Origin of the sequence: Salmonella sp. SSDFZ54 (assembly GCF_004010735.1) — a bacterium.
GTDB lineage: Bacteria > Pseudomonadota > Gammaproteobacteria > Enterobacterales > Enterobacteriaceae > Salmonella > Salmonella enterica.
Window position 1 is genome coordinate 1,228,263 of the sequence record NZ_CP034819.1, and the last position, 22,937, is coordinate 1,251,199.

A 22,937-nucleotide genomic window follows, 5' to 3' on the forward strand; every position below is an offset into this window, starting at 1 on the left:
CCCCCTTATGCGCTGACACGGCTGGCAAAATCGACCAGGTAGCGATCGGTGATGCGCTGGCGCAGCATCAGATTTTCAAGCGGCGGCACAGGCGTGTAGTCGTAGTCGATGGTGAGTTTCCCGGCTTTCAGGGAGTCTTTATCGTTCACCGACTCATCCAGCCAGCAGTCTGCGCCGATGATGTAGCCCTGCGTTTTCAGGCTGCGCAGCTTGGCGCGGATACCTTCGATAATGTCACGGGCCAGCGACGGGTTGAGCACGCCATCTACCGCCCACATGTGCGCTTCTGCGATGGTGTCTGCCAGCACCTGCGCCGTGCGGGTGTAGTTCTCAAAGGCAAACAGCGGATCGTCACTGAGGCATCGGGAACCCCAGAAGCGGAAGCCGTCTTTGCGGATAAGCGTGGTGACGTCATTCTGGTTGAGCAGTCCCGCATCGGTTGCAGGGTCCTGCAGATCCCAGAACACATCGGCGGAAATTCCGGTGACGCCGTTCACGCCCACGTTGGACAGGGTTTTGTGCCAGCCGGTCTGCTCGTCAATTTTGGCGCGCAGGCCGAGCGCGCGGGCGGAGGCATAGGCCGTCGCATCTGCATTCAGCACGGTGTCAAAGTTGATGAAGTCAGGCCAAATCAGCATCCCCTCGCGCTGGCTGAAATTAGCGCGGTAGGCAATCGCTTCTTCCACCGTTTTGCAGCCGTAGGCTGACAGGTAGGCAAACCCGCGCAGACTCTGCGCCACGCTCAACAGTTCAGTAGCAACCGCCTGCGTGTCGTGTCCCGGCACGCCGAGGATTCGCGGCTTGACGCCCAGCTGCGACTGCGCCGAAAGCAGCGCTTTCATGCCCGTTTTTTTACCATCAGCGGTCACGCCGCCGATAATGTTGGAGGTGGTTTCCGCTTCGGTTTCGCCCTGCGCCACGCGCACAACGACGGTTACGGGTTTAGCCTGGTCTGCAATCGCATCCAGCGAACGGGCCAGCGTGCCGGACTCACCCGCTTTACCGCTGGCGGTCAGCACATCGGTCAGCAGAACCGGCTTATTGAGGGGAAACATGGACGCATCAGCATCATCGCCGGTGCAGACCATGCCCACGATGGCGGTGCTCACCGTGGTGATAGGTCGGGTGCCCTCGTTGATTTCAACAACGCGCACCCCGTGGTGGTAATCCTGAGCCATATGGCAGTCTCTCCGGTTTACAGGGGGTGTGCCTATGTTCTGGTTGATATGCACGCTGCGCACGCGCCGGGCTATGTATGGTGAATGGCACAATGGAAGGGGTAAAAAAATCCCCGCAGTTGCGGGGACGGGATTAATCTTCGGGAGGTTCAGGCCAGTTAATATCCGGCGCAGCAGTTAAATCCATTCGTCTTAGTTTAGTTCGATATTCTCGCAGTGCTGAAAGTTCCAGCAGTTCTGTCGCCGTAATATCGTTATCATCCTGAGCTTCCATAAGCTGATTGATTTTTGCCGTGACAGCAGCCGAGCGCCTGTCGCGTTCTGCTGTTGCTAAAGCAACATAATCAATCTCTATATCAGTAAGAACCGGCTTACCTTCACTATCGGCTGAAACTACTTTTCCTGTTGACTGGCCATCCATCAGAGCCTTGTGCTCTTCTTCAGTAACTTCTACTCCAGCCTTTGGCCATGTCCCTGCCAACTCATAGCTTTCTTTAAGCAAGACCGCATAAAAGCCATTTGTTTTGGCATCGTAAATATACATGTTACTTCTGCTTTCTTGTGACATGTCAGTATCCCATTGCAAACCAGTTGAAGCCAAAAGTTGACGAAGCACCCCTAACAGTAAAACCGCCATTATCCTTTGACATAGTTGATAGGGCTATTGAGCCAGCTCCTGTGTCACTGGCAATAACAGTCGTACAGGTATTGGGAAATGTCATTGGGAAGTTAACTCGTTGCTGTTGACTTCCGGGGACATTGCCAGAACCCCACTGTGTAATCACCCCGGTGGAGGAATCTTTATGCCATCCATTCGCACCTAATCCTGCTGAGGACATAGGTGCCAGGAATATTCCACTGTTATCATCATGAAGCATAAATGGCTTTGTTTTGTCATTCTGATAAACACCGATCTGAGTGATGTACTGACGCCCTGGTTTTAATGAAAGAGCGCCTGAAACATCAGATTTTGTCGGAAAATTATTTGATGTCCATGTCGTCAGATCATTTCTGATTTGTGAATCATGATGTTCCAGGAACAAACTCAGCCAGTTAGGACCATTTCCGGTGCTCCATTTGTCACCATAGACATCACCGTTTTTATACAGATTAGCGCTACCTGCATACACAGATTCACTGGCCGCGATAATCCCTAGTTTTGTGCTGATATAAGCCCGGATAACGTCATCTGAAGAGCACTGAAAGCCAATACCATTCCAGGACTTGATATTCAGGTTGTTACCGTCAAACCCAGCCCCATCAGCGCCACCTTTAGTCAGTCCTCCTGTGCCATCCCCAACTGTGACAGAAGTGCTGCCGCGTACATTGGAAGCGGAAATATCCCCTGTAAAGGCAGCACCTTCCAGCATCGCCACATTACGCCATGAGGTAATACCCGCACCGGTGCCATGACCAAACAATACGTTATTGCCACTGATGGCCAGCACATCCACCACGGACGTGGGACTCACGACCTCAGTAAGAGTGATAATTTGCCAGTAACTTACCTGATCTGGTGCATCAGGAGCCTGATGCGCACGCATAAACTGACAGCCTGTAGCCGCCCGCGCACCGATAGAGACCCGGTCAACGTCATCACTGACGAATGTTCCCGCGAGGAACCGTCCGTCACCTTTGAAAAGCACATTTCCCAGCCCAATATTCTGAACAAACATAGGCTTATCAGGAATATCAGCGCCATTCCTTTCTTTTGCGAGTCGCGCACTGGCATTCTCCATTGCGATTTTCACCGCTTTCGGGGTCGCTGCGAGCGTCTCAGACGTACTATCGGTTGCACTGCTGAGCTGGACGATACCCTTTTGCGCCGTGGTTGCGTCCTGAGCCGTATATTTACCATTAGCAAGGTCATACGCCGCCTTAACCGCTTTCGGCGTTGCTGCGAGCGCCTCAGACGCGCTGTCGGTCGCACTGCTGAGCTGCGTGAAACCCTTTTCAGTGAGCGTGGCGTCAGGATGACGGCGGGACTGCTCATGCTCAGCGAGCTTATCGTCGACATAGTCCTGCGTTGCCATCACCGTTGAGGTATCAATCGTCAGCTCGACTGACTCGATATCGCTTACCATGATGACCATACGCACGGTCTGTGCGCGGCCTGACCCCTCATCAAGTTTAGGTTTATAGCTTTCCGCCATGTTACCGACGGCAATCAGCGTGCCAGTGTCGTCATAGAGCCCCATTTCGCGCATCCAGAAACCGCCGGTTTCAGGCGGGATAAGCAGCTCCGCGACCACATAATTTTGATGCTTATTGTCCTGGCTGATTTTGTTCAGTTTATAGCGCCAGACTTCATTGACGAGCTTTGTCTGGTTGGCATCAGGCACCGGCAATGTACCGCCACCGTCGCCGATTGCCATCGCCGTAAAATTCACTTTTTTCCCGTTCGGGACGGTCGCTGCAGCCAGCTTGATTGCACCGGCTTTGGTGATGACCGTTTTATATTTTACTGTCATTGTCCTCTCACTTATCCGGGTAAACCGTGATGATGTCGCCGTCATACGTCAACGCGCCGGTGTACAGATAGCCAGGCACATCCTGAATAATATTGAGGCCGATAAGATGGCGGCTGGCTGGCTTTGCATCTGCAATGAGCCGCTCCATTTCTAAATACATTTCCTCAGTAATACCGCTTTCCAGTACACCAATATCAAGACGAAATGTGCCTGCCGGGTCGCCTGTCTCCCACCATTCCGTAACGTTGATGATGTAACCGAGCGGCTCAATAACTCGCCTGACTGCGCCTATCGTGCCTTTGTGGCAGTGAATGAAATACGCACTGCGAATAACGTCACGTTTGGTTTCTTCCGGCCAGTTCTCATCCCAGCGGTCAACGGAAAACGCCCACGCCAGATACGGCAGAAATCTGACCGGACACGTTGCCGGGTTCCACAAATCGCGCAGCGGCACCTGCAGATCTGAAATACCGCTGCAGGTCTGCGCCAGTCGGCGCTCAAGCGGCGATGAACCGGGCGGCAGCAGGCTATTCATCCGTGCCCCCGTTGGTTACGCTCCATTCAGTACAGGACGCCGCCTGCGTCTTATCCAGCACAACATCTGCAAGCGGGGAGGCCAGCTCCACACGCTGGACGCCCTCAACGTGCAGCGCGGCATAAATGGCACTGCGACGGATATCACGGCCCAGCCGCGTCTGACTGGCGATGTACTTCTGCAGGCTGGCTTTTGCTTCTGCCATCACCGGCTCAGCCTCCGGTCCCGGATAAAGAAAAATCGTTGCATCCACGCTGTACAGGATAATTTCGGCGCTGCGCACCGTCAGGCGGTCCGCCACCGGGCGCACGTTCTCGCTGTTAAGCGCCTGCTCCACCACCGCCAGCAGATCAGCCTCTGCCGTACCGTCACCCTCACGGCTCAGCACGGTAAGCACCACCTCCGCCGGTGCCGGGCTGGTTGCGCTGGCATCTGCCACGCGCCCGTCCGCGCTTTTGGCGTGAAACTCATAGGCCGCCGTCGGTCCCGCAACGGACAATCCCTCAAATGCAGCCGGGACACGCAGACGCAGCTCCTCATCGCTTTCCATGACGGCAGCAACCGGCGGCACAGCGTCATTGTCGGCAGGTACTACCGTCAGGCGCTTCACGTTGTAGTTAGCTGCCAGCTGATCGAGATCGCCGCCGATGGCATACGCCACCATGACCGCCTGCGCGGCCTCGTTAATACGCTGGCGCAGCAGGATTTCGCGGTAGGTGCTTTCCTGCAGCAGCTTGGTGACGGGTTCAGATTCCAGCGCCAGCGTGCGCCGTACCGCGTCCTGCTCATCCGCCGGATAAAGGGCCACAAAAGCGGCTTTGCGCTCAGCCAGCAGCGTCTCAAAATCCGGCACGTCCACTATCTGCGGCGCGGGCAACCGGGAAAGGTCAATCACTGCCATTGTCTGCTCCTGTAGTTACCGAAAGGGAAACCGGCGCGCCGTTATTGCGCTGCCCGGTAAGCTCAACCACCATGGAGCCGTCAAAATTGCTGCTGATGGTGATGGAATCCAGCGTAAGCCGTGGCTCCCAGCGACTCAGCGCCACATAGACCGCAGACATGACCTGCAGGCGTAGCGCCGGGTTCTGCGGCTGGTCAATCAGGGCGGATAGCAGGGAACCATATTCCCGACGGGCAATCCGGCTGCCCTGCGGCGTCAGCAGAATATCCCGCACTGACTGGCGCAGATGGTCCGTATCAGTAATGGCCTTGCCGTTACCCTGGCTCATGCCGATATACAGCGTCATACCGGGCCTCCTGACGTATCACCGCCGGACTTCACGCCGGTGTGACCGTGTTTATCCACCACGATCCCGTTGGAACTCATCGCGCCGCCGCCCTGGGTGACGCCGCCATTGATCACCATCTCGCTGTTAATGCGCGTGGTATCAGCCTCCACCACAAACTCACCGGTTTTGAGGGTGATATTGTCCGCCGCCTCGATCACCATGGATTTGATACCCCGGACATGCCACCGCCCGGTGGCGGGTTCATACTCAAACCAGCCCCCGTCCGGGTACTCCGTCACGCAGCCGTCCACAGAATCCGACGGCGGCGCAAACTGATTGGAGTAGATGGCGGGCAGCACAAAAGCGGTTTCCAGATTGCCGCCCATGCTCAGCACCACCACCTGCTCATCCGGCGACGGGCACCACCATGTACGGGCGCCACCGGCACGCAGCGTCAGCCAGTTAATCCAGTTAGTTTCAAGCTCGCCCACTTTCACCCGGCACAGCCAGTTTTCCCGGTCCACTTCGGTCACGGTGCCGGTGCGGATCAGGTTAGTGATAAGGCGCATGATTTCGGTCAGTTGTGCATTCATAACGAAAGGTTGCCATCAGAGGGGAAAGGGAGGCAGCGTGGGCGCTTGTGCCAGCGGTGACACAAAGATCACCCCGCCAGCCAGCGCAGCAGAGTGTCACGGGTGATGGTTTCCACCTCATCATTCACGCCTAACAAGCGGCGCTCTGCGTAGCGGACCTCCGGGCCTTTTCGGCTGACGCGATCACGCAGGCCGTAATGGTGAACACGGGCAATGCGCTGCACCTTGCCATCAAACTGCACGCTGGCGGAGTCCGCACTGGCGGCGGTTTTCAGGTATTTTGTGGTGCGAAGCTTTGCAAACATCTGGCGTTTGATGCGCCCCTTCTTGCTGCGGGCTGTCACCCGTCGCGGCTCATAGCCGCTGCCGTCAGGATTACGCTGTAGCCTGATGTTCTGCTGCTGCGTCCGGCGCAGCTGTTGCGCCAGTTGCCGCATCATACGGTTGCGTGCAGCAGGCTCCAGATTTGCCAGCAGCGCCGTCAGCCAGTCATCCACCCTCTGCAGCTCATCCACGTTTCACCGTCCACATTTCTTCGGGTTCGTCCGGCTCCGGCACCGCTTCAACGCTCGACACGCTGCCGTCAGTGCTGACCAGCACACGCTCAGTCAGTTGCAGATTCATACTGATATCGCACACATCGTTGCGCAGAATATCCACTTCAAAGGTGAACAGTTTTTCGCGCAGATCCGGGTTGTTGATGGCATCCGGCTGGCTGGTACTGAGCCACAGCAGGACTGGAGCCATCAGCAGATTCTGGTCGCCGCTGAAATCCTCGATCACCACATTCAGGGTGTAGCGGTATTCCCATGACATGGAGCTGGCTCCTGTTGCCACCAGTGAGCCGTTATCAACGAAAAGGTGCAGCTTGTCCGGGTTGTCCCGGACATAGGCAACCGCTTTATTCAGGGCGCTGCGTAAGGACTGCGGTTTGTTCACTGTCTCGCTCCTGACACGCAATAATCGTGTCCACTTTGTCAGCACAGACCGCCCAGGCGGCCTCAGTTTCATCCAGCACCGCATTCAGATCGCCGTTACTGCGCGGCGCTGACCTTTCCAGGCGGCACTGCGTCACTCTGGGACAGCCACTCACGGTAAGCTGCACCTCCGGCAAGGGCCGGACGCTCCCGCAGCCGGATAATGTCAGCAGGCAAAGGAGTGTCAGCCCAGCGGCGCAAATCCTCGTTTTCACGTTTCAGTTCCTCGATCCGGCGCTGACGGCTTCGCAGCAGTGCGGTGGTCTGTTCCGCTGCCGCATAAAGCCGCGTCTGCTCCCGGCTGTTGGTTTCGGTCAGAATGGACAGGCCGATTAGCTGGCTGTTTTTCTTCGTCAGCTCCTGCGCTTTGCTTTTCAGCGCCACGCCCTGCGTCTCGATGGTGTGGCTGGCATTGTTAAGCCGCCACGACTGCCAGCCCAGCGCCGCAAGTGCCAGGGCCAGCACTACCGCCAGCGCACGCATCAGGCCGCCATCGGCTCATGAAGCTGCGCGCGGGCAATCTGATACAAAACCAGAGTCAGCAGGTAGAAGACCAGGGTGATCACCCATCCCGAAAACGCCAGGCACAGAACAATAAGCAGCCTGATTACCCATGTACGCACGGGTTTTACGGGGTGCGCCCTGAATTTCAGCAATGCCGCCCTGACCTCATCGCGCGCCCGATCTCCGGCGAACCACCCGACGGTGCACAGCGCAGCAAGCAGCCAGGCGAGGAAGCATGACACCTGGACAGACGCACCAACCAGAACCGGCGCACCGCTGCGCGGATACAGCAGGCTGATAACCAACAGCGCAACCCATGCCAGCTGGAAAAAAACGCTCATGACTTTCTTTTTCATTCCGTTATGCTCCTTTTAAGCACCAGGCCATTTCCCGCGCGCGGCGGTTCTCCAGACCTTTATTTTTCACACCGTTAACGTAAATCCAGCGAGGTAGCTGGTTGCATGCCTGCCACCACTGCTGGCGATTGATAAATGACACCATGGTTGACCTGCAGATCGCGCCGGTCCCCACATTGAAACCAATGCTCACCAGCGCATCGTAGACATGTTGCGGGGGCTTCACTGTCAGGCAGGCATCCAGCCTTTTTTCAGTCAGCAGCACATTGTTTATTAACCCCTGCGCCGCCTGCCGTTCCGTGATAGTTTTGCCCGGCACCACACCGGACGTATTGCCGATCCCGTCAGTCCACACGCCCGCGCTGCACTGATAAGGCTGCAGGCGGCATCCCTCGTAATCGGCAATCAGTTTCAGCCCCTCAACGGAGGTATGAAGCGACTGAAATCCGGGCAGCGTGGCGGCGATAGCCAGCACCGCCCCGACAAGGCAGCGCTTAACGATTGAAGGATTCATATTCCCCCCGCGAAATTTTGCCGCCACGTAACAATTTGAAAGACTGGTGTTTGTAGTACCAGTTGATAGCCAGCATCAGCACGCCAATCAGTACGCCGCCAACCGTTGACGCATCCTTGAGCGACAGATCGCCCAGCCATGCCAGCAGCACGGCGATGCAGTAAGTGATAAAGGCGCTGATTCGTTCAAGCGTCATAATTCAGTCCCATAGCTGGACGGTCTGCGCCGTGGTTGACGCCGTAATGTCCGGCAGCTCCACCTGCAGCCCGTGCGGTAAAAAGGGGCCATATTCAGCCAGCCCCGGATTCGCCTGCAGCACCTGTTCAGTGACTCCCTGCGTGCGTCCGTAATGGCGCCAGCAGAGTGCGTCCACCGTGTCATACTGATGCGCACGCACTTTCATCAAATCAGCTCCACCGTCATATGCGGCATATCGCGCAGGCGGGACTCTGCCCAGCGCACATCGCGCCACAGCTCGCCTAAGGTTGTTTCGATATCTTCGGCTTTCTTGCTTCCGTCGCCGGTTGCGTCAAAATCGCGATAGCGCTCAACCAGGTTTGCTTTTGCCCAGCAAAACACCGCACGGCGATACAGCATGAGCCGCTGGCTTTCGCCGTCGATCACATCAGCAGGGACGTCGGCCAGGCTCTCATACCCCTGCGCCCGTTGTTTCTCGCGGAACTCATAAAGATCGGCGTTAACTTCAGCAATCGCTGTCAGCAACGCCAGACGCAGGCGTGGATCGGTGACACTCCCATCCATGCGCATATCACGGCGGAACTCTGAAACCCTGACATCAGGCCAGAAACTGGTGTTTTTAATCACGTCCTGGGTACTTTCCCCGGCCTGTTCCGGCGAAACGAATTGCATATTTCTGGCACTCCCAAATAGTTGGGCGGTGGACGGGGTTTTGACGCGGCATAAAGCCTGTCGCCACCCCGTGCCGCCCCGCGCGTTGGCACGATTCGTTAAGCCGACATTGCCTGTCGCAATCGGCTTTCAAGCTTGTTGATTTCGGTTTTGACGCCAGAACTGTTATCCAGCTGCAGGGCACGCTTCAGATGGTTAAGTGCCGCCACTGCCTGATCGTTATCCCGCAGCGCGTAGCCCATCGCCTTATGAAGTCGGGCGCGGGACTGATCCGGCATATCCTGACCTTCAACGATATCGAGCACCTGGGTAAGAATGGCGGCACTGAATGATTCACCGGCAGAAAAAGCGCGCATTGCCGCGTCGGCAAACTCTTCCGCAACAGCGGTCCCGCAGGTCCGGTTGAAGCGCTGCGGCAGGACCCAGCCGTGTTTAATGGCATGACGGGCAATGTCCAGCGCGCCGGTATAGTCTCCGGCATCAATGCGCCAGATCATGACGTACATCGCCACGTCGTCCTGGCCTGACGCGTCAGCATCCAGTAAACCGGCAATCCATGAGGCATAAGCGGGAAGAAACTCACGTTTGAGCTGAGCCTTGCGCTCATTTGACTGGACGGTTTTAAGGCGCCTGCGGTGTTCTGTCAGCTGTAACAGCATCTGGTTGTAGCCCGTCAGGCTGGCATTACTGCCGCCCTGCCGGGCGGCATCCTGTGCCTGTACATACTGAGTGTGAGCACGGAACGGATTCATTTATCACGCTCCGGCGCCAGCACCGCCAGCTGCCTGCGCATCAAGCGCGCCTTTCACCGCTGCCGTGACGATTTCCTGGATGGTTTCAGTTGTCAGCGCTGGGCTGGCATTGCCACCTGCCTGCACGGGTAACAGTTCGATGTTCTCAACCAGGCAAACGCCATCGTAATCTTCGACAACATACGCCTCGTTAACGGACTCGAAGTTCTCCACGCGGTCACGCTTCGGATTGTCGATGACCGAACGGCGGCGGGAGCCTGATTGCCAGTAAATAGACAGGTTATCCAGGCGGGTGATCAGCATGGCATTAGCCGGGAAGAACGGCGCACGAACGGCCGGGAGGTTGCCGATACGCTTCTGGCTGATGATGAGATCGGCCGCCATCGCTTCGCTGTTTGGCTGGTCACGGTTGACGATCGGGAAATATTTATCCGCCAGTAACTGGCGCCCGACGATAACCACAAGCTCCGTATCTTCCTGATACCACGGCGCGATTTTCTCATTCACGGCGCCCATAACCAGCGCGTCCAGATTCAGGAAATCACCGCCTTTACCAACACGGATAGTCTGAGAAATCACCTCGCCTTCGGACACGATCTTATCCATTACCTGAACGGGTTTCTCCTGGCGGATTTTCTCCAGCCAGCCGATATTCACATCCTGCAGCAGTGGATAGGTCGCGCGGTCTGACGTTTTCTCACGCTTCACGCCGTTGAAGCCGATCATGATGCGGTCAAGCGCCTGGCGGGTAATGATGGCGTCACGGATGCGCGTCTGGAAGTCCTGGAATTTGGCCCATAAATCCAGCTTCGCATAGGGCAGCGCCGTATCAGAGTTGGTCTGGGTACACTTGTACCCTTCACCGTCGATGTAAGTCGGATCAACGGGTTCACGGTCTTTCTGGGTGGTATCAGTATTTCCGGCAATACTGGAACCAATACCCAGCCCCAGACGCTCGCCGGACTGCTCATCAACCGGGATAATGTTGATTTGCTGCAGGAACGAGGAAGACTCCTGGATTTTCGTTTCCAGCGTCTGCGCGACTGACGGCTCAGCCGTATATTTCGAGGCGATATCGCTCACAGATACGCCGTTGAGTTTGGCGAGCTGCGTCAGATAGCCGTTGAATTTAAAACGTGTCTCTTTTTTCATTGTGCTTTTGCTCCGTCAGCAATCGGTGGTTTGTTCTGCGCCGTTATTGCCGGTCGCATTAGGGCGGCGTTCGCTGCGGCTGTCCTGAGTGGAAAGCTGCTCACGCAGGGTGGAGAGTGCGCTGGTTGTCTCATCAACAACCTTTTGCATATTGCTCAGCTTGTTGCTGAAATCGGTTTGATGGGTGCTGACCTGCTCCGCCAGCGTCTGATGCTCACGCGCGATGGTTTCAACAGCCTGATTCACATCAGCAAAGCGGGCGTTATCATCGGCGCCTTTGCGGGACAGTAGCTCTTTCACGCGGGTAAACAGGCTGGTTTTTTCCGGCACGTCCTCAAACTCGATCAGCGTTTCAAGAGCTGCGGTAAACAGGTTGTCTTTGTCCAGCTTGCGGCGCGCCAGGGGGTTATGTTCTGCGCTGGCGCTGAACTGCAGCATTTCAGTACCGAGGCTTGCCGGATCGTCAGTAACCGCCAGACCAACCAGATAAGCGGAGCCGGTATCGGCAAAACTGGTGTTAACTTCCATTGAGGTGAAAAGCTTCTGCCAGTTACCGGTCATGGTGACCAGATCGTCCGTCGGGGCAATCCAGCCATACAGCGCCATCTTCCCGGACAAAGCCCCTTCGGTGATTTCTTCCGCTTCCAGTTTTTCCACCATGCCAAAACGACGGAAAGGCCCATCAGGGGTAAAACCCTTGATGTGTTCCATATTGATCAGCGCGGTGTATACCTGCGGGTTATAGCTCGCCGCCATCTGGGTGATCCAGTCACGTTCAATTACGCGCCCGTCAGTGGTGGCCCCTTCGACCCCAATACGAAAACGCTTAGATTTTTTTGCCATCGGTCCGGCTCCGGTTAGTTAGTTCGTAACACGTTCAGAGCCTTATGTTTGCGGTGATAGGCGCGTGTAAACAACGCGTTGGGTTTGTGCGAACTCCCACACAATGCGAAGCCGGGGAAAGTGCTGATTTGAGGCCGTATGTTTGTGCCATGACAACACTGACCCCCGCAGACCTCGATCCCCGTCGTCAGGCAATGCTGATGTACTTTCAGGGATACCGCGTAGCCCGCATTGCTGAAATGCTGGGCGAGAAAGTTGCAACCGTTCACAGCTGGAAAAAACGCGATAAGTGGGGCGAATATGGCCCACTGGATCAGATGCAGCTCACCACCGCCGCACGTTACTGCCAGCTCGTCATGAAGGAGCAGAAAGAAGGAAAGGATTTTAAAGAAATTGACTTGCTGGCGCGTCAGTCCGAACGACAGGCCAGGATCGGCAAATTTAACAATGGCGGGAATGAAGCAGACCTGAACCCCAACGTGGCCAACCGCAATAAAGGCCCGCGCAAGCCGCCGGAAAAAAACCTGTTTACCGACGAACAGATCGAAAAGTTGGAAGAGATTTTCCGCGCCGGTATGTTCGAGTACCAGCGCCACTGGTGGGACGCTGGTATCAAACACCGTATCCGCAACCTCTTAAAGTCACGCCAGATCGGTGCAACCTACTATTTCGCCCGTGAAGCGTTGATAGACGCCCTGACCACGGGGCGAAATCAAATCTTTCTGTCAGCGAGTAAAGCTCAGGCACACGTTTTTAAACAGTACATCATCGACTTCGCAAAAGAGGTGGATGTTGAGCTGAAAGGCGATCCGATGGTGCTGCCTAACGGCGCCTGTCTTTACTTCCTCGGTACAAATGCCCGTACCGCGCAGAGCTATCACGGCAATCTGTATCTTGATGAGTATTTCTGGATACCTAAATTCCAGGAGCTGCGTAAGGTGGCCTCCGGTATGGCGCTGCACAAAAAATGGCGCCAGACCTATTTTTCTACACCTTCCAGCCTGACGCACAGCGCCTACCCGTTCTGGTCTGGCGCCCTGTTCAATAAAGGGCGCCCGAAAGCCGACAGGGTAGAATTTGACCTTTCTCACAGTAGCCTGGCGCACGGCGTTTTATGCCCTGACGGCCAGTACCGCCAGATAGTCACCATTGAAGATGCCGTAAACGGCGGGTGTAACCTTTTCGACCTGGACCAGCTGCGCCTGGAGTACAGCCCGGACGAATACAACAACCTGCTGATGTGTCAGTTTGTTGACGACCTGGCGTCCGTGTTCCCGCTGGCGTTGCTGCAGTCCTGCATGGTTGACAGCTGGGATGTGTGGGACGATTTCGAACCGCTTTTACTGCGTCCGTTTGCATACCACCCTGTCTGGATCGGCTATGACCCGGCAAAAGGAACGCAGAACGGTGACAGCGCCGGTTGCGTGGTCATTGCGCCTCCCGTCGTCCCCGGCGGTAAATTCCGTATCCTTGAGCGTCACCAGTGGCGCGGGATGGACTTCCGCGCCCAGGCCTCAGCGATTGAGGAAATCACCAGACGCTACAACGTGACCTACATCGGCATTGACTCGACCGGCGTTGGCGATGGCGTTTACAAAACGGTTAAGCAGTTCTTCCCTGCCGCGCGTGAGTTTGTCTACAACCCGACCGTAAAAAATGCCCTGGTGCTTAAAGCCTACGACATCATCAGCGGGCGCCGTCTGGAGTTTGATGCGGGGATGCTGGATATCGCGCAGTCCTTTATGTCCATTCGCCGTTCAACCACCGCCAGCGGCAACCGGCCAACCTACGAAGCAGCCCGCACAGAGGAAGCCAGCCACGCGGATTTAGCCTGGGCAACCATGCACGCACTTTATAACGAACCACTGGCAGGAGCTTCCGCCAGTACCAGCAACATCGTGGAGATTTTTTAATGGCTAACCGCAAAAACCGCAGCAAGGCACCGCGCGGCCAGACCGCCACCAATACGGCCAACATGGTCAGTAATGCACATGCGGAGGCGTTTACTTTTGGCGATCCGATCCCCGTGATGGACCGCCGGGAGTTATTTGATTACCTGGAGTGCGTGCAGGTAGACCGCTGGTACGAACCACCGATCAGCATGGATGGCCTGGCGCGAACTTACCGCGCCGCCGTGCATCACTCCAGCGCTATTCAGGTAAAACGCAATATTCTTACCAGTACCTTCATCCCTCACCGCTGGCTGTCTAAGCAAGCCTTTTCCCGGTTCGCCCAGGACTTTCTGGTATTCGGCAATGCCTACCTTGAAAAACGCATGAACCGGTTAGGGCAGATCATGGAGCTGTGCGCCTCGCTTGCCAAATATACCCGTCGTGGCATTGACCAGGACACCTACTGGTTTGCACAGTATGGCTACAACTCGCAGCCCTATCAGTTCGATGAGGGAAGCGTGTTTCACCTGATGGAACCCGACGTTAACCAGGAGCTTTACGGGATGCCGGAATACCTCTCCGCCATTCCCTCCGCCCTGCTGAATGAATCGGCCACGCTGTTTCGCCGTAAGTATTACCTAAACGGTAGCCATGCTGGTTTTATCATGTACATGAGCGACCCCGCCGCCGATCAGAAAGACGTGGACAACATACGCGAAGCGCTGAAAAAATCGAAAGGGCCAGGCAACTTCCGCAACCTGTTTATGTACAGCCCGAACGGCAAGAAAGACGGCATTCAGATCATCCCGTTGTCAGAAGTCGCAGCGAAAGATGAGTTTCTTAACATCAAGAATGTGAGCCGTGATGACATGCTGGCAGCTCATCGCGTGCCGCCGCAGCTGATGGGGATTATTCCAACGAATACCGGCGGATTTGGTGATGTTGAAAAGGCAAGTCGCGTCTTTGTTCGCAATGAACTCATCCCACTTCAAAAGCGCTTCGAAGAGATAAACGAATGGTTGGGTGATGAAGTGATCAGCTTCAGTCCTTACGCTCTGGAAGCTGAATAACAGGCATAAAAAAGCCCGGTTTGTCCGGGCTTCATGCAAAACGCAGTATGGAATTAAGCAGCTTTCTGCTTCTCTTTGAGTCTGCCATGCAGCTCATTCCCTTCAAACTTGCCTTCCTGCATCATGTGTGGGGCCGCCTGAAGTAGTTCTTCCATTGCGACGCCCATACGGGTGAAAACGTCAGATACTGAGTAATGCTTCTGAGTTTTCTTGTCACTATGCGTCATAGTCATGATTTCCTCTTAGAGGCCTAGCCTCATCATCCGGTGGTGGATGGTTGGCGCAGCATTGTACCACTGCGCAAAAATTTATCTACTGTTTGTTAGAAGTAATATAGCGTCTTACTACATCACTGATTGTAGCAAATGGTGCCGAAAGCAAGTTGATATCACCTTCGAAGCCAAATTTTTTGTAGTGGGCAGCCACTCTATGATTCAGAGCTTCCGGGATTCTAATCTCTGTACACCCGACAGCAGCCCCAAACAGATACACACCCCAAAGCGTGATCATAAACATGTTGCCGTAAAGAGGATGACCTACGTCACCGTCCTTCACGAAGGATTCAACAAAATGAATCTCAATAACACCAGTGTCCTCATCAAAGGTACACAAAGCTGCGCCAGATGGAATATGCCTTAGCGGACCAGACAACAGTTTCAGACAAAACTCAAACTTATCGTCCCGGTTTCCATAACGTGAAAAACCATGATCCCATTCAAGCTGAGCAAAACCTGAAGTCAAGATTACATAGTCTTCGTCATTGATAGGACCGACAGCTATCGGCATCTTCATGTTGTCTAGAAGCATCTGAAGATTACTGATGCTTAGACTAGCAATCTGCTCTAAGTTCAATTCCTTGTCCCTTACACTAACAGCACTAAAGGCGACTACTTTAATGTCATTTTCGGACAAAGACTATAAATCTTTAATGGGACTTTAGCAGAATCTTTTCAAGGTCTGCCACCTATCACTGCAACTTGTGATAGAACACAAAATCTACAGGCAACCTTGCATCCTATTCAACATCTTTTTTGGCTCACTTGTTTTTATCCGCACAAAAAGCCATCTGTTGCTTATGCCCTACCAACGCGCCAGCAGCCTTCTGCGGGGCGCTGATATTTTTTGCCTCTACCCCTACCCTTTAGGATTGAAGCCGCCAGCGGGCCGGAGGATGCGCCTGATTTTAGGGATTTAACCCCGAACTGCGCGCTCGTATCCCCGCCACGCCTGCCCGCTTTGTGTAGTGGTTTTCATGCACCTGCATGACATAAGCAAAAGCCCGCCAGTTCTGGCGGGCCTGAGCAAAAACGATCCTCAAACGATCATGCGATTTCATGCGGCATAGACATGCACAACAGCACTAACGCCTCGCGTGGCTCGTTGTTCAACGTTGCGGACGGTAAAAACCAGTTTTATCGTCCGCAACGTTCGCTAATGTAACCAGCTGTCGTCCTCCCAGACCTGCTGCATTATTTCCATCACTCGCTTTTTATCTTCATCCAGTTTTAACCCGCTCAGCTCGACGCCGTTGGCGCTGCCCTTACGGATACGAATTGCTGTTTTGGGATACAGAGGGCGCAAATTACGGTAAAGCTCGGATTCAAGGGCGTCCAGTGTAGCCTGGCTAATCTTCTGCTCTTTATCGATCATTATTTCAATGCGCATACAGATTCCCCTTAACTGGTTACGTCCATCGACCGGCAGTATTCATGGCTGCGGATTTTCGCCATCAGCTCGTCGGTCAGTTCGGACACCCACTGGATAGCCAGCCGTTTTTCTTCATCGCTGCACTCACTAGCCGCTACAAGCTTGATAAAAAAATCAATGCGCTGGAGCTTCAATGACTCCAAAAGATAATCCTGCATTTTCCCTCCTATCACTACCTCGGACACACAACAACTGTATATATATCCACTGTTTATAATTACAGTATAGTAGGGATTTGCGAATGTAAACCGTTTTTTATCTGTCAATTAGATCGCTCTGATGCGGATCAATAAGAGCAAGAATTGTTAAAGCGGCGGCATCAGTACCACTGACGCCATTTGTCATCTTCCTGCAGACGGTGGTTGCGGTATAAAATACGCAGCCCGGCACCTGACGGAATACTGCCGCCGCGCAGAAGCAGGTCAATCTCTGACTCGCTACCATCGAACCCTCTGGAACTCAGTTCTGCCTCAAGCTGCAGGCGCTGCTGATCCGAAATATTCTGTTTATATGCTTTTTTCCGCTTCGGTTTTACCAGCCTTAACCTGGCTGTCAGCTCCCGCCGTTCCTTATGGCCCATGTTGTGGAGATATTCCTGCAGCTCCTTCTCATCCATGGTTTTAATATCGGGTAAATCACCCCCTGATTTGTTCAGATTTTCAACAGGGGGACAGTTATTGCCACGAGTCCAAGGGGCGCAAGCGCCCTGGTCGGCTGTCGCCTCCTGAAGGTCAACGGCTTTACGAACCATTTTCCACTTCACTGCATGAGTGCAGATCCGGCCCTCAATGAGCGGGGACCAGATGCCATAAATACGAACACCATGATCGCCGTAGGCGCTCGGCTCCTCGTTGAGCTCGTAGGCAGTCCTGACAAGGTGATGTTTACGGGGAACCAAAACGCCGCCCTGCTTCATGATGTAGGTGGCAAAACAGCCAGCATCAGCTGCGGCCAGCACAGCATCCAAACGCGGGTTTTCCAGTACCGGCGCGCCTGCCTTCTTGTCCCCCTGCACTCTGGCAGCCTGTCCAGCCAGAAGGCGCAGCTCGCGGTACGCCTGGCGGCCAGGGATACCAAAGAAGCGGAATTGCTGGACACGGTGCAGCGAAGCCCAGGCGTTCACGTTCTCAGCGTTATCGCGCAGTGATCTGCCCGTTTCTTTACTGATTTCCTGCGCCAGCCCGCGACCGTCGATGTTTTTGCTGATGTATTTGGCGATATAACTGGTCGGCGTACCCTTGCGGGGGTTGATAAGCTCGGACTTGAAGCGCGGCCCGGTATTGGTGCCCAGCTCCTCCCGGTCCTCACGAATGGCGAATTTACGCAGCAGCGCGGTTATGGATTTGCGGTCTTTCTTGCGCATGAAGCACAGCAGGTGCCAGTGCACAGTGCCGTCATGATGTGGTTCAGCAACGCGGACGCCATACCAGCGCAGCCCGGCTTTGTGCATCGCCTTACGGAAGGCGGCGAACATATTCACCAGGTAATCGCTGCTCTGGCGGACCGTAGCACTGGTCCATTTCGGGTTTGGCCTGCCGTTATTAAGCGTCGCGTGAAAGCGTGACGGGCAGGTGATGGTATAGAACACGGCGCATTCGCCACGCATTTCTGCGATCAGCTCCAGCCCCTTAACGCAGGCCATCATTTCGTTGCGCCGGTGCGCCGGATTGCTGCTGCTGGCGTTTACCACTTCTTCCAAATCCAGCGTGTCACCTTCGGCGTTAACCAGCTCATGCGAGCGGAAAAACTCCAGTGATTTGCGGCGCTGTTCGCGTTTGTGGATCACTGCCTCATAGCTGACATACGGGGACGCCTTTTTGTTAACCAGGCAGACAGCACGCAGCTGTTCTTCCCGCCATTCACACCGCATCTGCCACAGCTTGCGATACCACCAGTCCGCGCAAAGCATACGGGCAAGCGAGCCCGGAATAAGTTCGTATGGGACCGGGTTACGGCGGCGCTTTTTGCGGCGCAGCTGCTCGAAAGCAGGCGGGATAACATCAAGGCGCATTGCCTCAGCGGCCACCCTTTCCCATGACCGGCGGATCTCTTCCGGCGTAACGTCTTCATCCGTAAACAGCTCACCGCAGGCAGCATCCAGACACATGCTCATGTGTGCCGCCACCAGGGTAGATAACCGCTTGACCTGCTCCTGGTTCATTTCCGGCAGAACCAGCAGGCCCTCCAGCCCGTCGTGGCTCGCCATAAAACGGAATGACGCAGAAATCTGGCTGGTACGCACGCGCTCCAGGCGTTCAAGGCACGGCCTGATGGTTTCACGCAGATAGCGGGAATAAGCCTTCGGCTTGCCCAGACCCTCGAAATATTTAATCCGTTCAAGCAGCGGCTTACTGATGTGCGCCGGTTGGGCGCTCACGTCAGCAACGATGACCAGATCGGGATTGAATTGCTGCTGCTCGCGGGCCATTTTGGCGCGGCTTATCAGCTGATCCTGCTCCATTTCTCGCTGAACAGGATCACGGGATTCATTGTAGAAATAGCGTTCCCAGACCTCATTACTCAGGGCCTCGCGGCGCAGCTGCTCCTGCTCGTTATCCGCAGCATAGAGAGTAATCAGGTTTGAAAGCGCAGAAACCGGCGCTACTTCCGCCGGGTCCATGTAGGGGTTAATCGCCTTTTTAGGTACATTCCAGGCAAAAGCAGCGGCGGAATCTTCTGCACCGCCGTGCTTTTCAACTTCGTGATGAATCACGCGCGCACCTCATGCACGACCGAGTAATCAGGGCCGCCAGCTGGATCAAAGCCAGCCCATACTTTCGGTTTGAGTACAGCAATTAGTTCGTCTGCGGTTTTCCCTTCGCCTGCAGCAATACCAATGCTGCGTTTTACGTTAATGCGGTTATGAGTGAAATTGCGATACAGGGAACGAGTCAGGAAAGTGTCGCTGTTCGAAACGATGACCGGATGGCCTTCTGATGCACGGCGCTCAAGAATAGAGGCCAGATGATACTGATCGTCCTCAGTAAAACCGGCAGTGTGATAGCCACTGAAAGTACCGTCATAAGGCGGATCGCAATAAATAACATCCCCAGGCACTAACAATGCCAAAGTTTCGTCATAGCTGGCGCAAATGAACGTGGCGCGGGTAGCTTTTTCAGCAAAAGCGCGTATTTCATTTTCAGGAAAATACGGTTTTTTATAATTACCGTAAGGGACGTTAAGCTCACCCTTTTTGTTATAACGGCAAAGACCACGGTAACAGTGGCGATTTAAGAATAAAAACAGCGGCGCGCGCCATTCAGGGGCTTTATCGTGATTGAATGAATCTCGGCTATCATAATAACCATCTTCACTATTGAATGTTTTAAACAGATGTTTGGCACGCTCAATAAAATCTGATGCGTTTGTTGCTATCTCCCGATATAGATTTATTAAATCAGGGTTAATATCCGCGACAAGATAATGAGGATAGTCTGTCGCCATCATTACAGCGCATGAACCCGCAAAAGGTTCAACCAGTCGCGGGCCAGCAGGAAGGTGTTTTTTCAGTTCCGGCATGATGGCGGTTTTATTTCCCGCCCATTTCAGGATAGTGCTCATACAGCACCTCCGTTGTAATGTTTGCCTTTCAGCTCTGCTATTTCCTGACAAGTGACGCAGCACTGCACGCCCGGAATGGCGCGGCGGCGAGCTGGCGGGATCGGCGCATCGCAATCAATGCAGAGAACACGGGAAACGCCCGGCGCTTTATTGCGGGCGGTGTGGATGTGGCGCTGGCGTTCTTCTTCAACGCGCAGCTGTACGAGGTCCATTGAATCAGCCATCAGTGGATCTCCTGTGCTTCGTTCTGAATCTTCACAGCTTCCTGACGCAGCAGCTCAGCCGCTTCCGTGTGGTTAAGCTGACGTGACACGATACGAGCAGCTAAAGAATCCAGACGCGCAGCCATCACATCTGCGCGTCCACGGCGTTCTTCTTTGCGTGCCTCAGTCAGCAGCAGGTTGAGTCCAGCATCATCTGGTCCGGTTTTAGTGGTACGGGTTTCAATATTTCGCATAGTTGTTTCTCCTGAATTTGGGCAATAAGAAGCCCGGCGGGTTTACGCCATTAATTTCTGTTGTGGATTAATTCGGCATGGTTAGCCGTTTTGGAAATAAGCTCACCACTGCACGAAAATGATTCATTGCTTTCACCAGTTCCCGCTTTTCGTCAGTAGTCAGATCACTAATATTGACGCCGTGACGTTCTGCCGGAATTTTTGCCATATAAAAAATGGCTGCCAGTGCCCGCTCATTCTGTTTATTATTTACGTCGCGTGGGTCGCGCATATCTTTAATAAACCTTTCAAGCTCCGGCTCAATATTCAGACCAAACACTTTAGCCCTCAATTCCGCAATATGGTTCAGGCCATCCAGGCGTTCACCGGGGCTTAATGGAACAGTCGCCGTAGCGCCTTCAATAGCCATGATTTCCCCTGTTTGGTTGTGGACAGGTCAGCCAGCAGTTCATCCTGAGAGCGGCACGGGTGCCAGCGCTTGCCATCTTTCCCCATGATCCAGCCATGACCGTAGTGCATTGCCGGGCTTTGCTTTATGAGAAGTGACGCGAAAGATGGTTCTTTAGTCAGCATAACCACCTCAGATCAGACCGAACGAAGCGCCGAGGCCCGTCACGGTATCCACCGCGCTTGCCATCGCCGGGTTAGCCTGCAAACGCGCCTGCATCGAAACGGCAGCCAGTGCCATCAGACGAGTAACAGAGTTAATGCTGCTGATAACATCGCGGCGGCCTGCGGTGGTTTTCACATCACCCGATACGGCACCGGCAGCAACACGTCCGATTTCAGCAGTAGCGCTCATGACGTAATGCGGCAGCTTCTCTTTTGCCACTTCGTTCATCGGTACGCATGGCAGGCAGTGAATCTGCGCCAGAAAACCGTCAACCAGCGTGGAGTCCTCAGTAAGATCGGTAAGCAGCCAGATTTCCGATGGAGTGAGCTGATGCGGTTGCTCCGGGTTCAGCTTGTTACGCAGCGTCTGGACGTTCATTCCCGCGCGTTCTGCCAGCTTCGCCATGTTGTGACGCAGCGCAAAAGCCCGGCAGGCTTCGTCAAAATGCGGATGTTTGGAAACACGATAATCAAACATGATGTAAATCCTTTTCTATCCCAAAATGGAACTATCAGGCTTGCATTGCGACTTCGCAGCCTTGGGCCGCTTCCATCGTCAACGCGAACATGTTGATTTCGATAAGGCTGTTAACTCCGGCTTTTTTCCTGATGGGCAGGCGGTTTTCCCGGATCATTTGACGGGCATAACTAGGCTTGTAACCAGTACGGCGACAGAACTCATCCAGTGTGATGAATGGCTCAGATACCACAAGGTTGATGCTGGGGCGCATTGAAAAATTGCTTTTCATGATGCACTATTCCTCAGTTTGTGTTTAAAAACTTCACTATTCGGAACTATTCGCAATCATTCCGAACACCACAAAACCGATGATAGGATCGCATTTTAAATATGTCAAACACAAAAGAGACCCCTCTCGCGATCTCAGAATACAATTTCCCATCTCAAAGTGGTGGGAAGGAAGCGATAACTCGTATTCTCCAGGCCTATGGATTCAGTACCAGACAGGCTTTGTGCGATCACCTTGGGGTATCCCAGAGCACTATGGCAAACCGTTGGATGCGCGATACTTTTCCGCATGACTGGCTCATTGCCTGCCATCTTGATACAGGTGCATCCATGCTTTGGTTAACTACAGGACAAGGCACTCCCACCACAAAAATAATCAATGACAATGGATTGCTTTTGCAATTAAAAGAAATCTCAAACGGGATTTACTCATCATCTGAACAGGTCCGTTATGACTCCTGCCTTATCCCCCCAGATACAACAGCTCCGTTCTTGGTGAAGTTTGAAAAGGCTTTCTATCTTGTGGATGAGTTCAGGGGAGAAATCAACGATGGAATCTGGTTGATTAAATTAGATGGTTTTCTGAGCATCAGGCAAGTTTATCGCCTTCCTGGCGGACGCTTACGTGTAGAGAATGGTCCCGCATCCTTTGAATGCACCCCATCGGATATTGAGGTTAACGGTAGGGTGATCAGCAAAACAGCATTTACAGAATGAGCGAATTCGACTTTATACGGAAATAAGTTAAGGCTACTAGCATGAAAAAATTAATGGCAATCGTTACGTTAGGTTTAGTGTTTTTGGCAACACAGCCATCATATGCACGCAATTACCCATGCTCTGGGAAAAAAGGTGGCGTCTCACACTGCACATCTGATGGCAAATTTGTTTGCAATGACGGCACTATCAGTAAATC

Annotated in this window: 33 protein-coding genes and 4 pseudogenes; 3 read left to right on the plus strand and 34 right to left on the minus strand. The window is 54.1% G+C overall.

All coding sequences use genetic code 11. From position 1 onward, the window contains the following. Nucleotides 1-5: 5 nt before the first annotated feature. The 22 genes and pseudogenes from EOS97_RS06140 to EOS97_RS06225 form a co-directional block, all read right to left on the minus strand. Nucleotides 6-1,178, minus strand: a complete 1,173-nt coding sequence (locus tag EOS97_RS06140; protein ID WP_039505102.1) for a phage tail sheath protein — start codon at nt 1,176-1,178, stop codon at nt 6-8. 133 nt (nt 1,179-1,311) lie between these two features. Further along, entirely contained in the window at nt 1,312-1,746 is a 435-nt protein-coding gene (locus EOS97_RS06145; protein WP_024147848.1) for a tail fiber assembly protein, read from the minus strand. Nucleotides 1,747-2,212: 466 nt separating this feature from the next. Then, nucleotides 2,213-2,899: pseudogene (locus tag EOS97_RS27105) on the minus strand (tail fiber protein); the annotation flags it as partial. Beyond that, a pseudogene (locus EOS97_RS27110) lies at nt 2,900-2,998 on the minus strand (phage tail protein); the annotation flags it as partial. It lies immediately after the preceding pseudogene. A 33-nt stretch (nt 2,999-3,031) separates the two neighbouring features. Next, nucleotides 3,032-3,148: pseudogene (locus EOS97_RS27115) on the minus strand (tail fiber protein); the annotation flags it as partial. A 60-nt stretch (nt 3,149-3,208) separates the two neighbouring features. Beyond that, nucleotides 3,209-3,694 (minus strand): annotated as a pseudogene (locus tag EOS97_RS27120) (phage tail protein); the annotation flags it as partial. Continuing rightward, nucleotides 3,657-4,184 (minus strand): phage tail protein I, encoded by a 528-nt coding sequence (locus EOS97_RS06155; RefSeq protein WP_039505106.1) that lies wholly within the window; start codon nt 4,182-4,184, stop codon nt 3,657-3,659. The gene EOS97_RS06155 and the pseudogene EOS97_RS27120, both read right to left, overlap by 38 nt. Beyond that, nucleotides 4,177-5,085 (minus strand): baseplate assembly protein, encoded by a 909-nt coding sequence (locus EOS97_RS06160; protein ID WP_023223443.1) that lies wholly within the window; start codon nt 5,083-5,085, stop codon nt 4,177-4,179. The genes EOS97_RS06155 and EOS97_RS06160 overlap by 8 nt, the downstream gene beginning before the upstream one ends. Then, entirely contained in the window at nt 5,072-5,431 is a 360-nt protein-coding gene (locus EOS97_RS06165) for a GPW/gp25 family protein (protein ID WP_023223444.1), read from the minus strand. Before EOS97_RS06165 ends, EOS97_RS06160 begins: the two co-directional genes overlap by 14 nt. Then, nucleotides 5,428-6,006 (minus strand): phage baseplate assembly protein V, encoded by a 579-nt coding sequence (locus tag EOS97_RS06170; protein ID WP_023223445.1) that lies wholly within the window; start codon nt 6,004-6,006, stop codon nt 5,428-5,430. Before EOS97_RS06170 ends, EOS97_RS06165 begins: the two co-directional genes overlap by 4 nt. A gap of 68 nt (nt 6,007-6,074) precedes the next feature. Then, nucleotides 6,075-6,521: a phage virion morphogenesis protein gene (locus EOS97_RS06175; protein ID WP_039505111.1), complete on the minus strand. Its 447-nt coding sequence runs from the start codon at nt 6,519-6,521 to the stop codon at nt 6,075-6,077. Beyond that, entirely contained in the window at nt 6,514-6,945 is a 432-nt protein-coding gene (locus EOS97_RS06180) for a phage tail protein (RefSeq protein ID WP_001039961.1), read from the minus strand. The genes EOS97_RS06175 and EOS97_RS06180 overlap by 8 nt, the downstream gene beginning before the upstream one ends. Next, complete coding sequence (gene lysC / locus EOS97_RS27125) at nt 6,908-7,156, minus strand: Rz1-like lysis system protein LysC (RefSeq protein WP_223195149.1); 249 nt, start codon at nt 7,154-7,156, stop codon at nt 6,908-6,910. Before lysC ends, EOS97_RS06180 begins: the two co-directional genes overlap by 38 nt. Continuing rightward, nucleotides 7,041-7,469 carry an Rz-like lysis system protein LysB gene (gene lysB, locus EOS97_RS06185; RefSeq protein ID WP_164848160.1) on the minus strand — a complete coding sequence of 143 codons (429 nt, stop codon included), beginning with the start codon at nt 7,467-7,469 and terminating at the stop codon, nt 7,041-7,043. Before lysB ends, lysC begins: the two co-directional genes overlap by 116 nt. Next, nucleotides 7,466-7,843: a DNZ54_00345 family protein gene (locus tag EOS97_RS06190; RefSeq protein ID WP_032266128.1), complete on the minus strand. Its 378-nt coding sequence runs from the start codon at nt 7,841-7,843 to the stop codon at nt 7,466-7,468. Before EOS97_RS06190 ends, lysB begins: the two co-directional genes overlap by 4 nt. Before the next feature lie 4 nt (nt 7,844-7,847). Next, nucleotides 7,848-8,357 carry a lysozyme gene (locus EOS97_RS06195; protein ID WP_032266129.1) on the minus strand — a complete coding sequence of 170 codons (510 nt, stop codon included), beginning with the start codon at nt 8,355-8,357 and terminating at the stop codon, nt 7,848-7,850. Then, nucleotides 8,338-8,553 (minus strand): HP1 family phage holin, encoded by a 216-nt coding sequence (locus EOS97_RS06200; RefSeq protein ID WP_000171565.1) that lies wholly within the window; start codon nt 8,551-8,553, stop codon nt 8,338-8,340. Before EOS97_RS06200 ends, EOS97_RS06195 begins: the two co-directional genes overlap by 20 nt. A gap of 3 nt (nt 8,554-8,556) precedes the next feature. Then, nucleotides 8,557-8,760: a tail protein X gene (locus tag EOS97_RS06205; RefSeq protein ID WP_000868184.1), complete on the minus strand. Its 204-nt coding sequence runs from the start codon at nt 8,758-8,760 to the stop codon at nt 8,557-8,559. Beyond that, nucleotides 8,760-9,227: a head completion/stabilization protein gene (locus EOS97_RS06210; RefSeq protein ID WP_047746799.1), complete on the minus strand. Its 468-nt coding sequence runs from the start codon at nt 9,225-9,227 to the stop codon at nt 8,760-8,762. Before EOS97_RS06210 ends, EOS97_RS06205 begins: the two co-directional genes overlap by 1 nt. Nucleotides 9,228-9,325: 98 nt before the next feature. Beyond that, on the minus strand, nt 9,326-9,979 hold the full coding sequence (gpM, locus tag EOS97_RS06215; protein ID WP_006777754.1) for a phage terminase small subunit: 654 nt from the start codon (nt 9,977-9,979) through the stop codon (nt 9,326-9,328). A 3-nt stretch (nt 9,980-9,982) separates the two neighbouring features. Continuing rightward, complete coding sequence (locus EOS97_RS06220; protein WP_053216772.1) at nt 9,983-11,131, minus strand: phage major capsid protein, P2 family; 1,149 nt, start codon at nt 11,129-11,131, stop codon at nt 9,983-9,985. A 15-nt stretch (nt 11,132-11,146) separates the two neighbouring features. Further along, nucleotides 11,147-11,974 (minus strand): GPO family capsid scaffolding protein, encoded by an 828-nt coding sequence (locus EOS97_RS06225; RefSeq protein WP_053216773.1) that lies wholly within the window; start codon nt 11,972-11,974, stop codon nt 11,147-11,149. A gap of 149 nt (nt 11,975-12,123) precedes the next feature. Here EOS97_RS06225 and EOS97_RS06230 point away from each other — a divergent pair, with 149 nt between their 5' ends. Further along, on the plus strand, nt 12,124-13,887 hold the full coding sequence (locus tag EOS97_RS06230; RefSeq protein ID WP_017382378.1) for a terminase ATPase subunit family protein: 1,764 nt from the start codon (nt 12,124-12,126) through the stop codon (nt 13,885-13,887). Further along, nucleotides 13,887-14,936: a phage portal protein gene (locus EOS97_RS06235; RefSeq protein WP_053216774.1), complete on the plus strand. Its 1,050-nt coding sequence runs from the start codon at nt 13,887-13,889 to the stop codon at nt 14,934-14,936. The genes EOS97_RS06230 and EOS97_RS06235 overlap by 1 nt, the downstream gene beginning before the upstream one ends. 53 nt (nt 14,937-14,989) lie before the next feature. On the opposite strand, the gene EOS97_RS06240 is transcribed toward EOS97_RS06235, so the two are convergent. From EOS97_RS06240 to EOS97_RS06295, 12 genes are all read right to left on the minus strand, one after another. Beyond that, the gene (locus EOS97_RS06240) at nt 14,990-15,163 is read right to left on the minus strand and encodes a hypothetical protein (RefSeq protein WP_223195148.1); all 174 of its coding nucleotides are present in this window, start codon (nt 15,161-15,163) and stop codon (nt 14,990-14,992) included. An 85-nt stretch (nt 15,164-15,248) separates the two neighbouring features. Continuing rightward, on the minus strand, nt 15,249-15,743 hold the full coding sequence (locus EOS97_RS27130; RefSeq protein ID WP_053216779.1) for a hypothetical protein: 495 nt from the start codon (nt 15,741-15,743) through the stop codon (nt 15,249-15,251). 624 nt (nt 15,744-16,367) lie between these two features. Next, the gene (locus EOS97_RS06250) at nt 16,368-16,601 is read right to left on the minus strand and encodes a DinI family protein (protein WP_001217561.1); all 234 of its coding nucleotides are present in this window, start codon (nt 16,599-16,601) and stop codon (nt 16,368-16,370) included. Nucleotides 16,602-16,612: 11 nt separating this feature from the next. Next, complete coding sequence (locus tag EOS97_RS06255; protein WP_001154443.1) at nt 16,613-16,801, minus strand: hypothetical protein; 189 nt, start codon at nt 16,799-16,801, stop codon at nt 16,613-16,615. A gap of 161 nt (nt 16,802-16,962) precedes the next feature. Next, nucleotides 16,963-19,356, minus strand: a complete 2,394-nt coding sequence (locus tag EOS97_RS06260) for a replication endonuclease (protein ID WP_039505137.1) — start codon at nt 19,354-19,356, stop codon at nt 16,963-16,965. Further along, complete coding sequence (locus tag EOS97_RS06265) at nt 19,353-20,204, minus strand: DNA adenine methylase (RefSeq protein ID WP_079792110.1); 852 nt, start codon at nt 20,202-20,204, stop codon at nt 19,353-19,355. Before EOS97_RS06265 ends, EOS97_RS06260 begins: the two co-directional genes overlap by 4 nt. Further along, the gene (locus EOS97_RS06270) at nt 20,201-20,428 is read right to left on the minus strand and encodes a TraR/DksA family transcriptional regulator (protein ID WP_039505139.1); all 228 of its coding nucleotides are present in this window, start codon (nt 20,426-20,428) and stop codon (nt 20,201-20,203) included. The genes EOS97_RS06265 and EOS97_RS06270 overlap by 4 nt, the downstream gene beginning before the upstream one ends. Then, nucleotides 20,428-20,661, minus strand: a complete 234-nt coding sequence (locus EOS97_RS06275) for a DUF2732 family protein (protein ID WP_001744223.1) — start codon at nt 20,659-20,661, stop codon at nt 20,428-20,430. The genes EOS97_RS06270 and EOS97_RS06275 overlap by 1 nt, the downstream gene beginning before the upstream one ends. Before the next feature lie 67 nt (nt 20,662-20,728). Further along, nucleotides 20,729-21,070 carry a DUF5347 domain-containing protein gene (locus EOS97_RS06280; protein ID WP_000963477.1) on the minus strand — a complete coding sequence of 114 codons (342 nt, stop codon included), beginning with the start codon at nt 21,068-21,070 and terminating at the stop codon, nt 20,729-20,731. Beyond that, complete coding sequence (locus tag EOS97_RS06285) at nt 21,034-21,234, minus strand: phage filamentation protein Fil family protein (RefSeq protein ID WP_015386352.1); 201 nt, start codon at nt 21,232-21,234, stop codon at nt 21,034-21,036. The genes EOS97_RS06280 and EOS97_RS06285 overlap by 37 nt, the downstream gene beginning before the upstream one ends. 7 nt (nt 21,235-21,241) lie before the next feature. Beyond that, the gene (locus EOS97_RS06290; protein ID WP_015386351.1) at nt 21,242-21,751 is read right to left on the minus strand and encodes a phage regulatory CII family protein; all 510 of its coding nucleotides are present in this window, start codon (nt 21,749-21,751) and stop codon (nt 21,242-21,244) included. A gap of 34 nt (nt 21,752-21,785) precedes the next feature. Beyond that, nucleotides 21,786-22,022, minus strand: a complete 237-nt coding sequence (locus EOS97_RS06295; protein ID WP_015386350.1) for a hypothetical protein — start codon at nt 22,020-22,022, stop codon at nt 21,786-21,788. A gap of 101 nt (nt 22,023-22,123) precedes the next feature. On the opposite strand from EOS97_RS06295, the gene EOS97_RS06300 reads away from it, so the two are divergent. Further along, complete coding sequence (locus EOS97_RS06300) at nt 22,124-22,738, plus strand: phage repressor protein CI (RefSeq protein WP_015386349.1); 615 nt, start codon at nt 22,124-22,126, stop codon at nt 22,736-22,738. The last annotated feature ends 199 nt before the right edge of the window (nt 22,739-22,937 follow it).

Bases quoted from the DNA above. Each gene is read 5' to 3' on its own strand.
- EOS97_RS06140 (WP_039505102.1), bottom strand. From the start codon at position 1,178: ATGGCTCAGGATTACCACCACGGGGTGCGCGTTGTTGAAATCAACGAG.
- EOS97_RS06145 (WP_024147848.1), bottom strand. From the start codon at position 1,746: ATGTCACAAGAAAGCAGAAGTAACATGTATATTTACGATGCCAAAACA.
- EOS97_RS06155 (WP_039505106.1), bottom strand. From the start codon at position 4,184: ATGAATAGCCTGCTGCCGCCCGGTTCATCGCCGCTTGAGCGCCGACTG.
- EOS97_RS06160 (WP_023223443.1), bottom strand. From the start codon at position 5,085: ATGGCAGTGATTGACCTTTCCCGGTTGCCCGCGCCGCAGATAGTGGAC.
- EOS97_RS06165 (WP_023223444.1), bottom strand. From the start codon at position 5,431: ATGACGCTGTATATCGGCATGAGCCAGGGTAACGGCAAGGCCATTACT.
- EOS97_RS06170 (WP_023223445.1), bottom strand. From the start codon at position 6,006: ATGAATGCACAACTGACCGAAATCATGCGCCTTATCACTAACCTGATC.
- EOS97_RS06190 (WP_032266128.1), bottom strand. From the start codon at position 7,843: ATGAAAAAGAAAGTCATGAGCGTTTTTTTCCAGCTGGCATGGGTTGCG.
- EOS97_RS06195 (WP_032266129.1), bottom strand. From the start codon at position 8,357: ATGAATCCTTCAATCGTTAAGCGCTGCCTTGTCGGGGCGGTGCTGGCT.
- EOS97_RS06200 (WP_000171565.1), bottom strand. From the start codon at position 8,553: ATGACGCTTGAACGAATCAGCGCCTTTATCACTTACTGCATCGCCGTG.
- EOS97_RS06205 (WP_000868184.1), bottom strand. From the start codon at position 8,760: ATGAAAGTGCGTGCGCATCAGTATGACACGGTGGACGCACTCTGCTGG.
- EOS97_RS06210 (WP_047746799.1), bottom strand. From the start codon at position 9,227: ATGCAATTCGTTTCGCCGGAACAGGCCGGGGAAAGTACCCAGGACGTG.
- gpM (WP_006777754.1), bottom strand. From the start codon at position 9,979: ATGAATCCGTTCCGTGCTCACACTCAGTATGTACAGGCACAGGATGCC.
- EOS97_RS06220 (WP_053216772.1), bottom strand. From the start codon at position 11,131: ATGAAAAAAGAGACACGTTTTAAATTCAACGGCTATCTGACGCAGCTC.
- EOS97_RS06225 (WP_053216773.1), bottom strand. From the start codon at position 11,974: ATGGCAAAAAAATCTAAGCGTTTTCGTATTGGGGTCGAAGGGGCCACC.
- EOS97_RS06230 (WP_017382378.1), top strand. From the start codon at position 12,124: ATGACAACACTGACCCCCGCAGACCTCGATCCCCGTCGTCAGGCAATG.
- EOS97_RS06235 (WP_053216774.1), top strand. From the start codon at position 13,887: ATGGCTAACCGCAAAAACCGCAGCAAGGCACCGCGCGGCCAGACCGCC.
- EOS97_RS06240 (WP_223195148.1), bottom strand. From the start codon at position 15,163: ATGACGCATAGTGACAAGAAAACTCAGAAGCATTACTCAGTATCTGAC.
- EOS97_RS27130 (WP_053216779.1), bottom strand. From the start codon at position 15,743: ATGCTTCTAGACAACATGAAGATGCCGATAGCTGTCGGTCCTATCAAT.
- EOS97_RS06250 (WP_001217561.1), bottom strand. From the start codon at position 16,601: ATGCGCATTGAAATAATGATCGATAAAGAGCAGAAGATTAGCCAGGCT.
- EOS97_RS06255 (WP_001154443.1), bottom strand. From the start codon at position 16,801: ATGCAGGATTATCTTTTGGAGTCATTGAAGCTCCAGCGCATTGATTTT.
- EOS97_RS06265 (WP_079792110.1), bottom strand. From the start codon at position 20,204: ATGAGCACTATCCTGAAATGGGCGGGAAATAAAACCGCCATCATGCCG.
- EOS97_RS06270 (WP_039505139.1), bottom strand. From the start codon at position 20,428: ATGGCTGATTCAATGGACCTCGTACAGCTGCGCGTTGAAGAAGAACGC.
- EOS97_RS06275 (WP_001744223.1), bottom strand. From the start codon at position 20,661: ATGCGAAATATTGAAACCCGTACCACTAAAACCGGACCAGATGATGCT.
- EOS97_RS06280 (WP_000963477.1), bottom strand. From the start codon at position 21,070: ATGGCTATTGAAGGCGCTACGGCGACTGTTCCATTAAGCCCCGGTGAA.
- EOS97_RS06285 (WP_015386352.1), bottom strand. From the start codon at position 21,234: ATGCTGACTAAAGAACCATCTTTCGCGTCACTTCTCATAAAGCAAAGC.
- EOS97_RS06290 (WP_015386351.1), bottom strand. From the start codon at position 21,751: ATGTTTGATTATCGTGTTTCCAAACATCCGCATTTTGACGAAGCCTGC.
- EOS97_RS06295 (WP_015386350.1), bottom strand. From the start codon at position 22,022: ATGAAAAGCAATTTTTCAATGCGCCCCAGCATCAACCTTGTGGTATCT.
- EOS97_RS06300 (WP_015386349.1), top strand. From the start codon at position 22,124: ATGTCAAACACAAAAGAGACCCCTCTCGCGATCTCAGAATACAATTTC.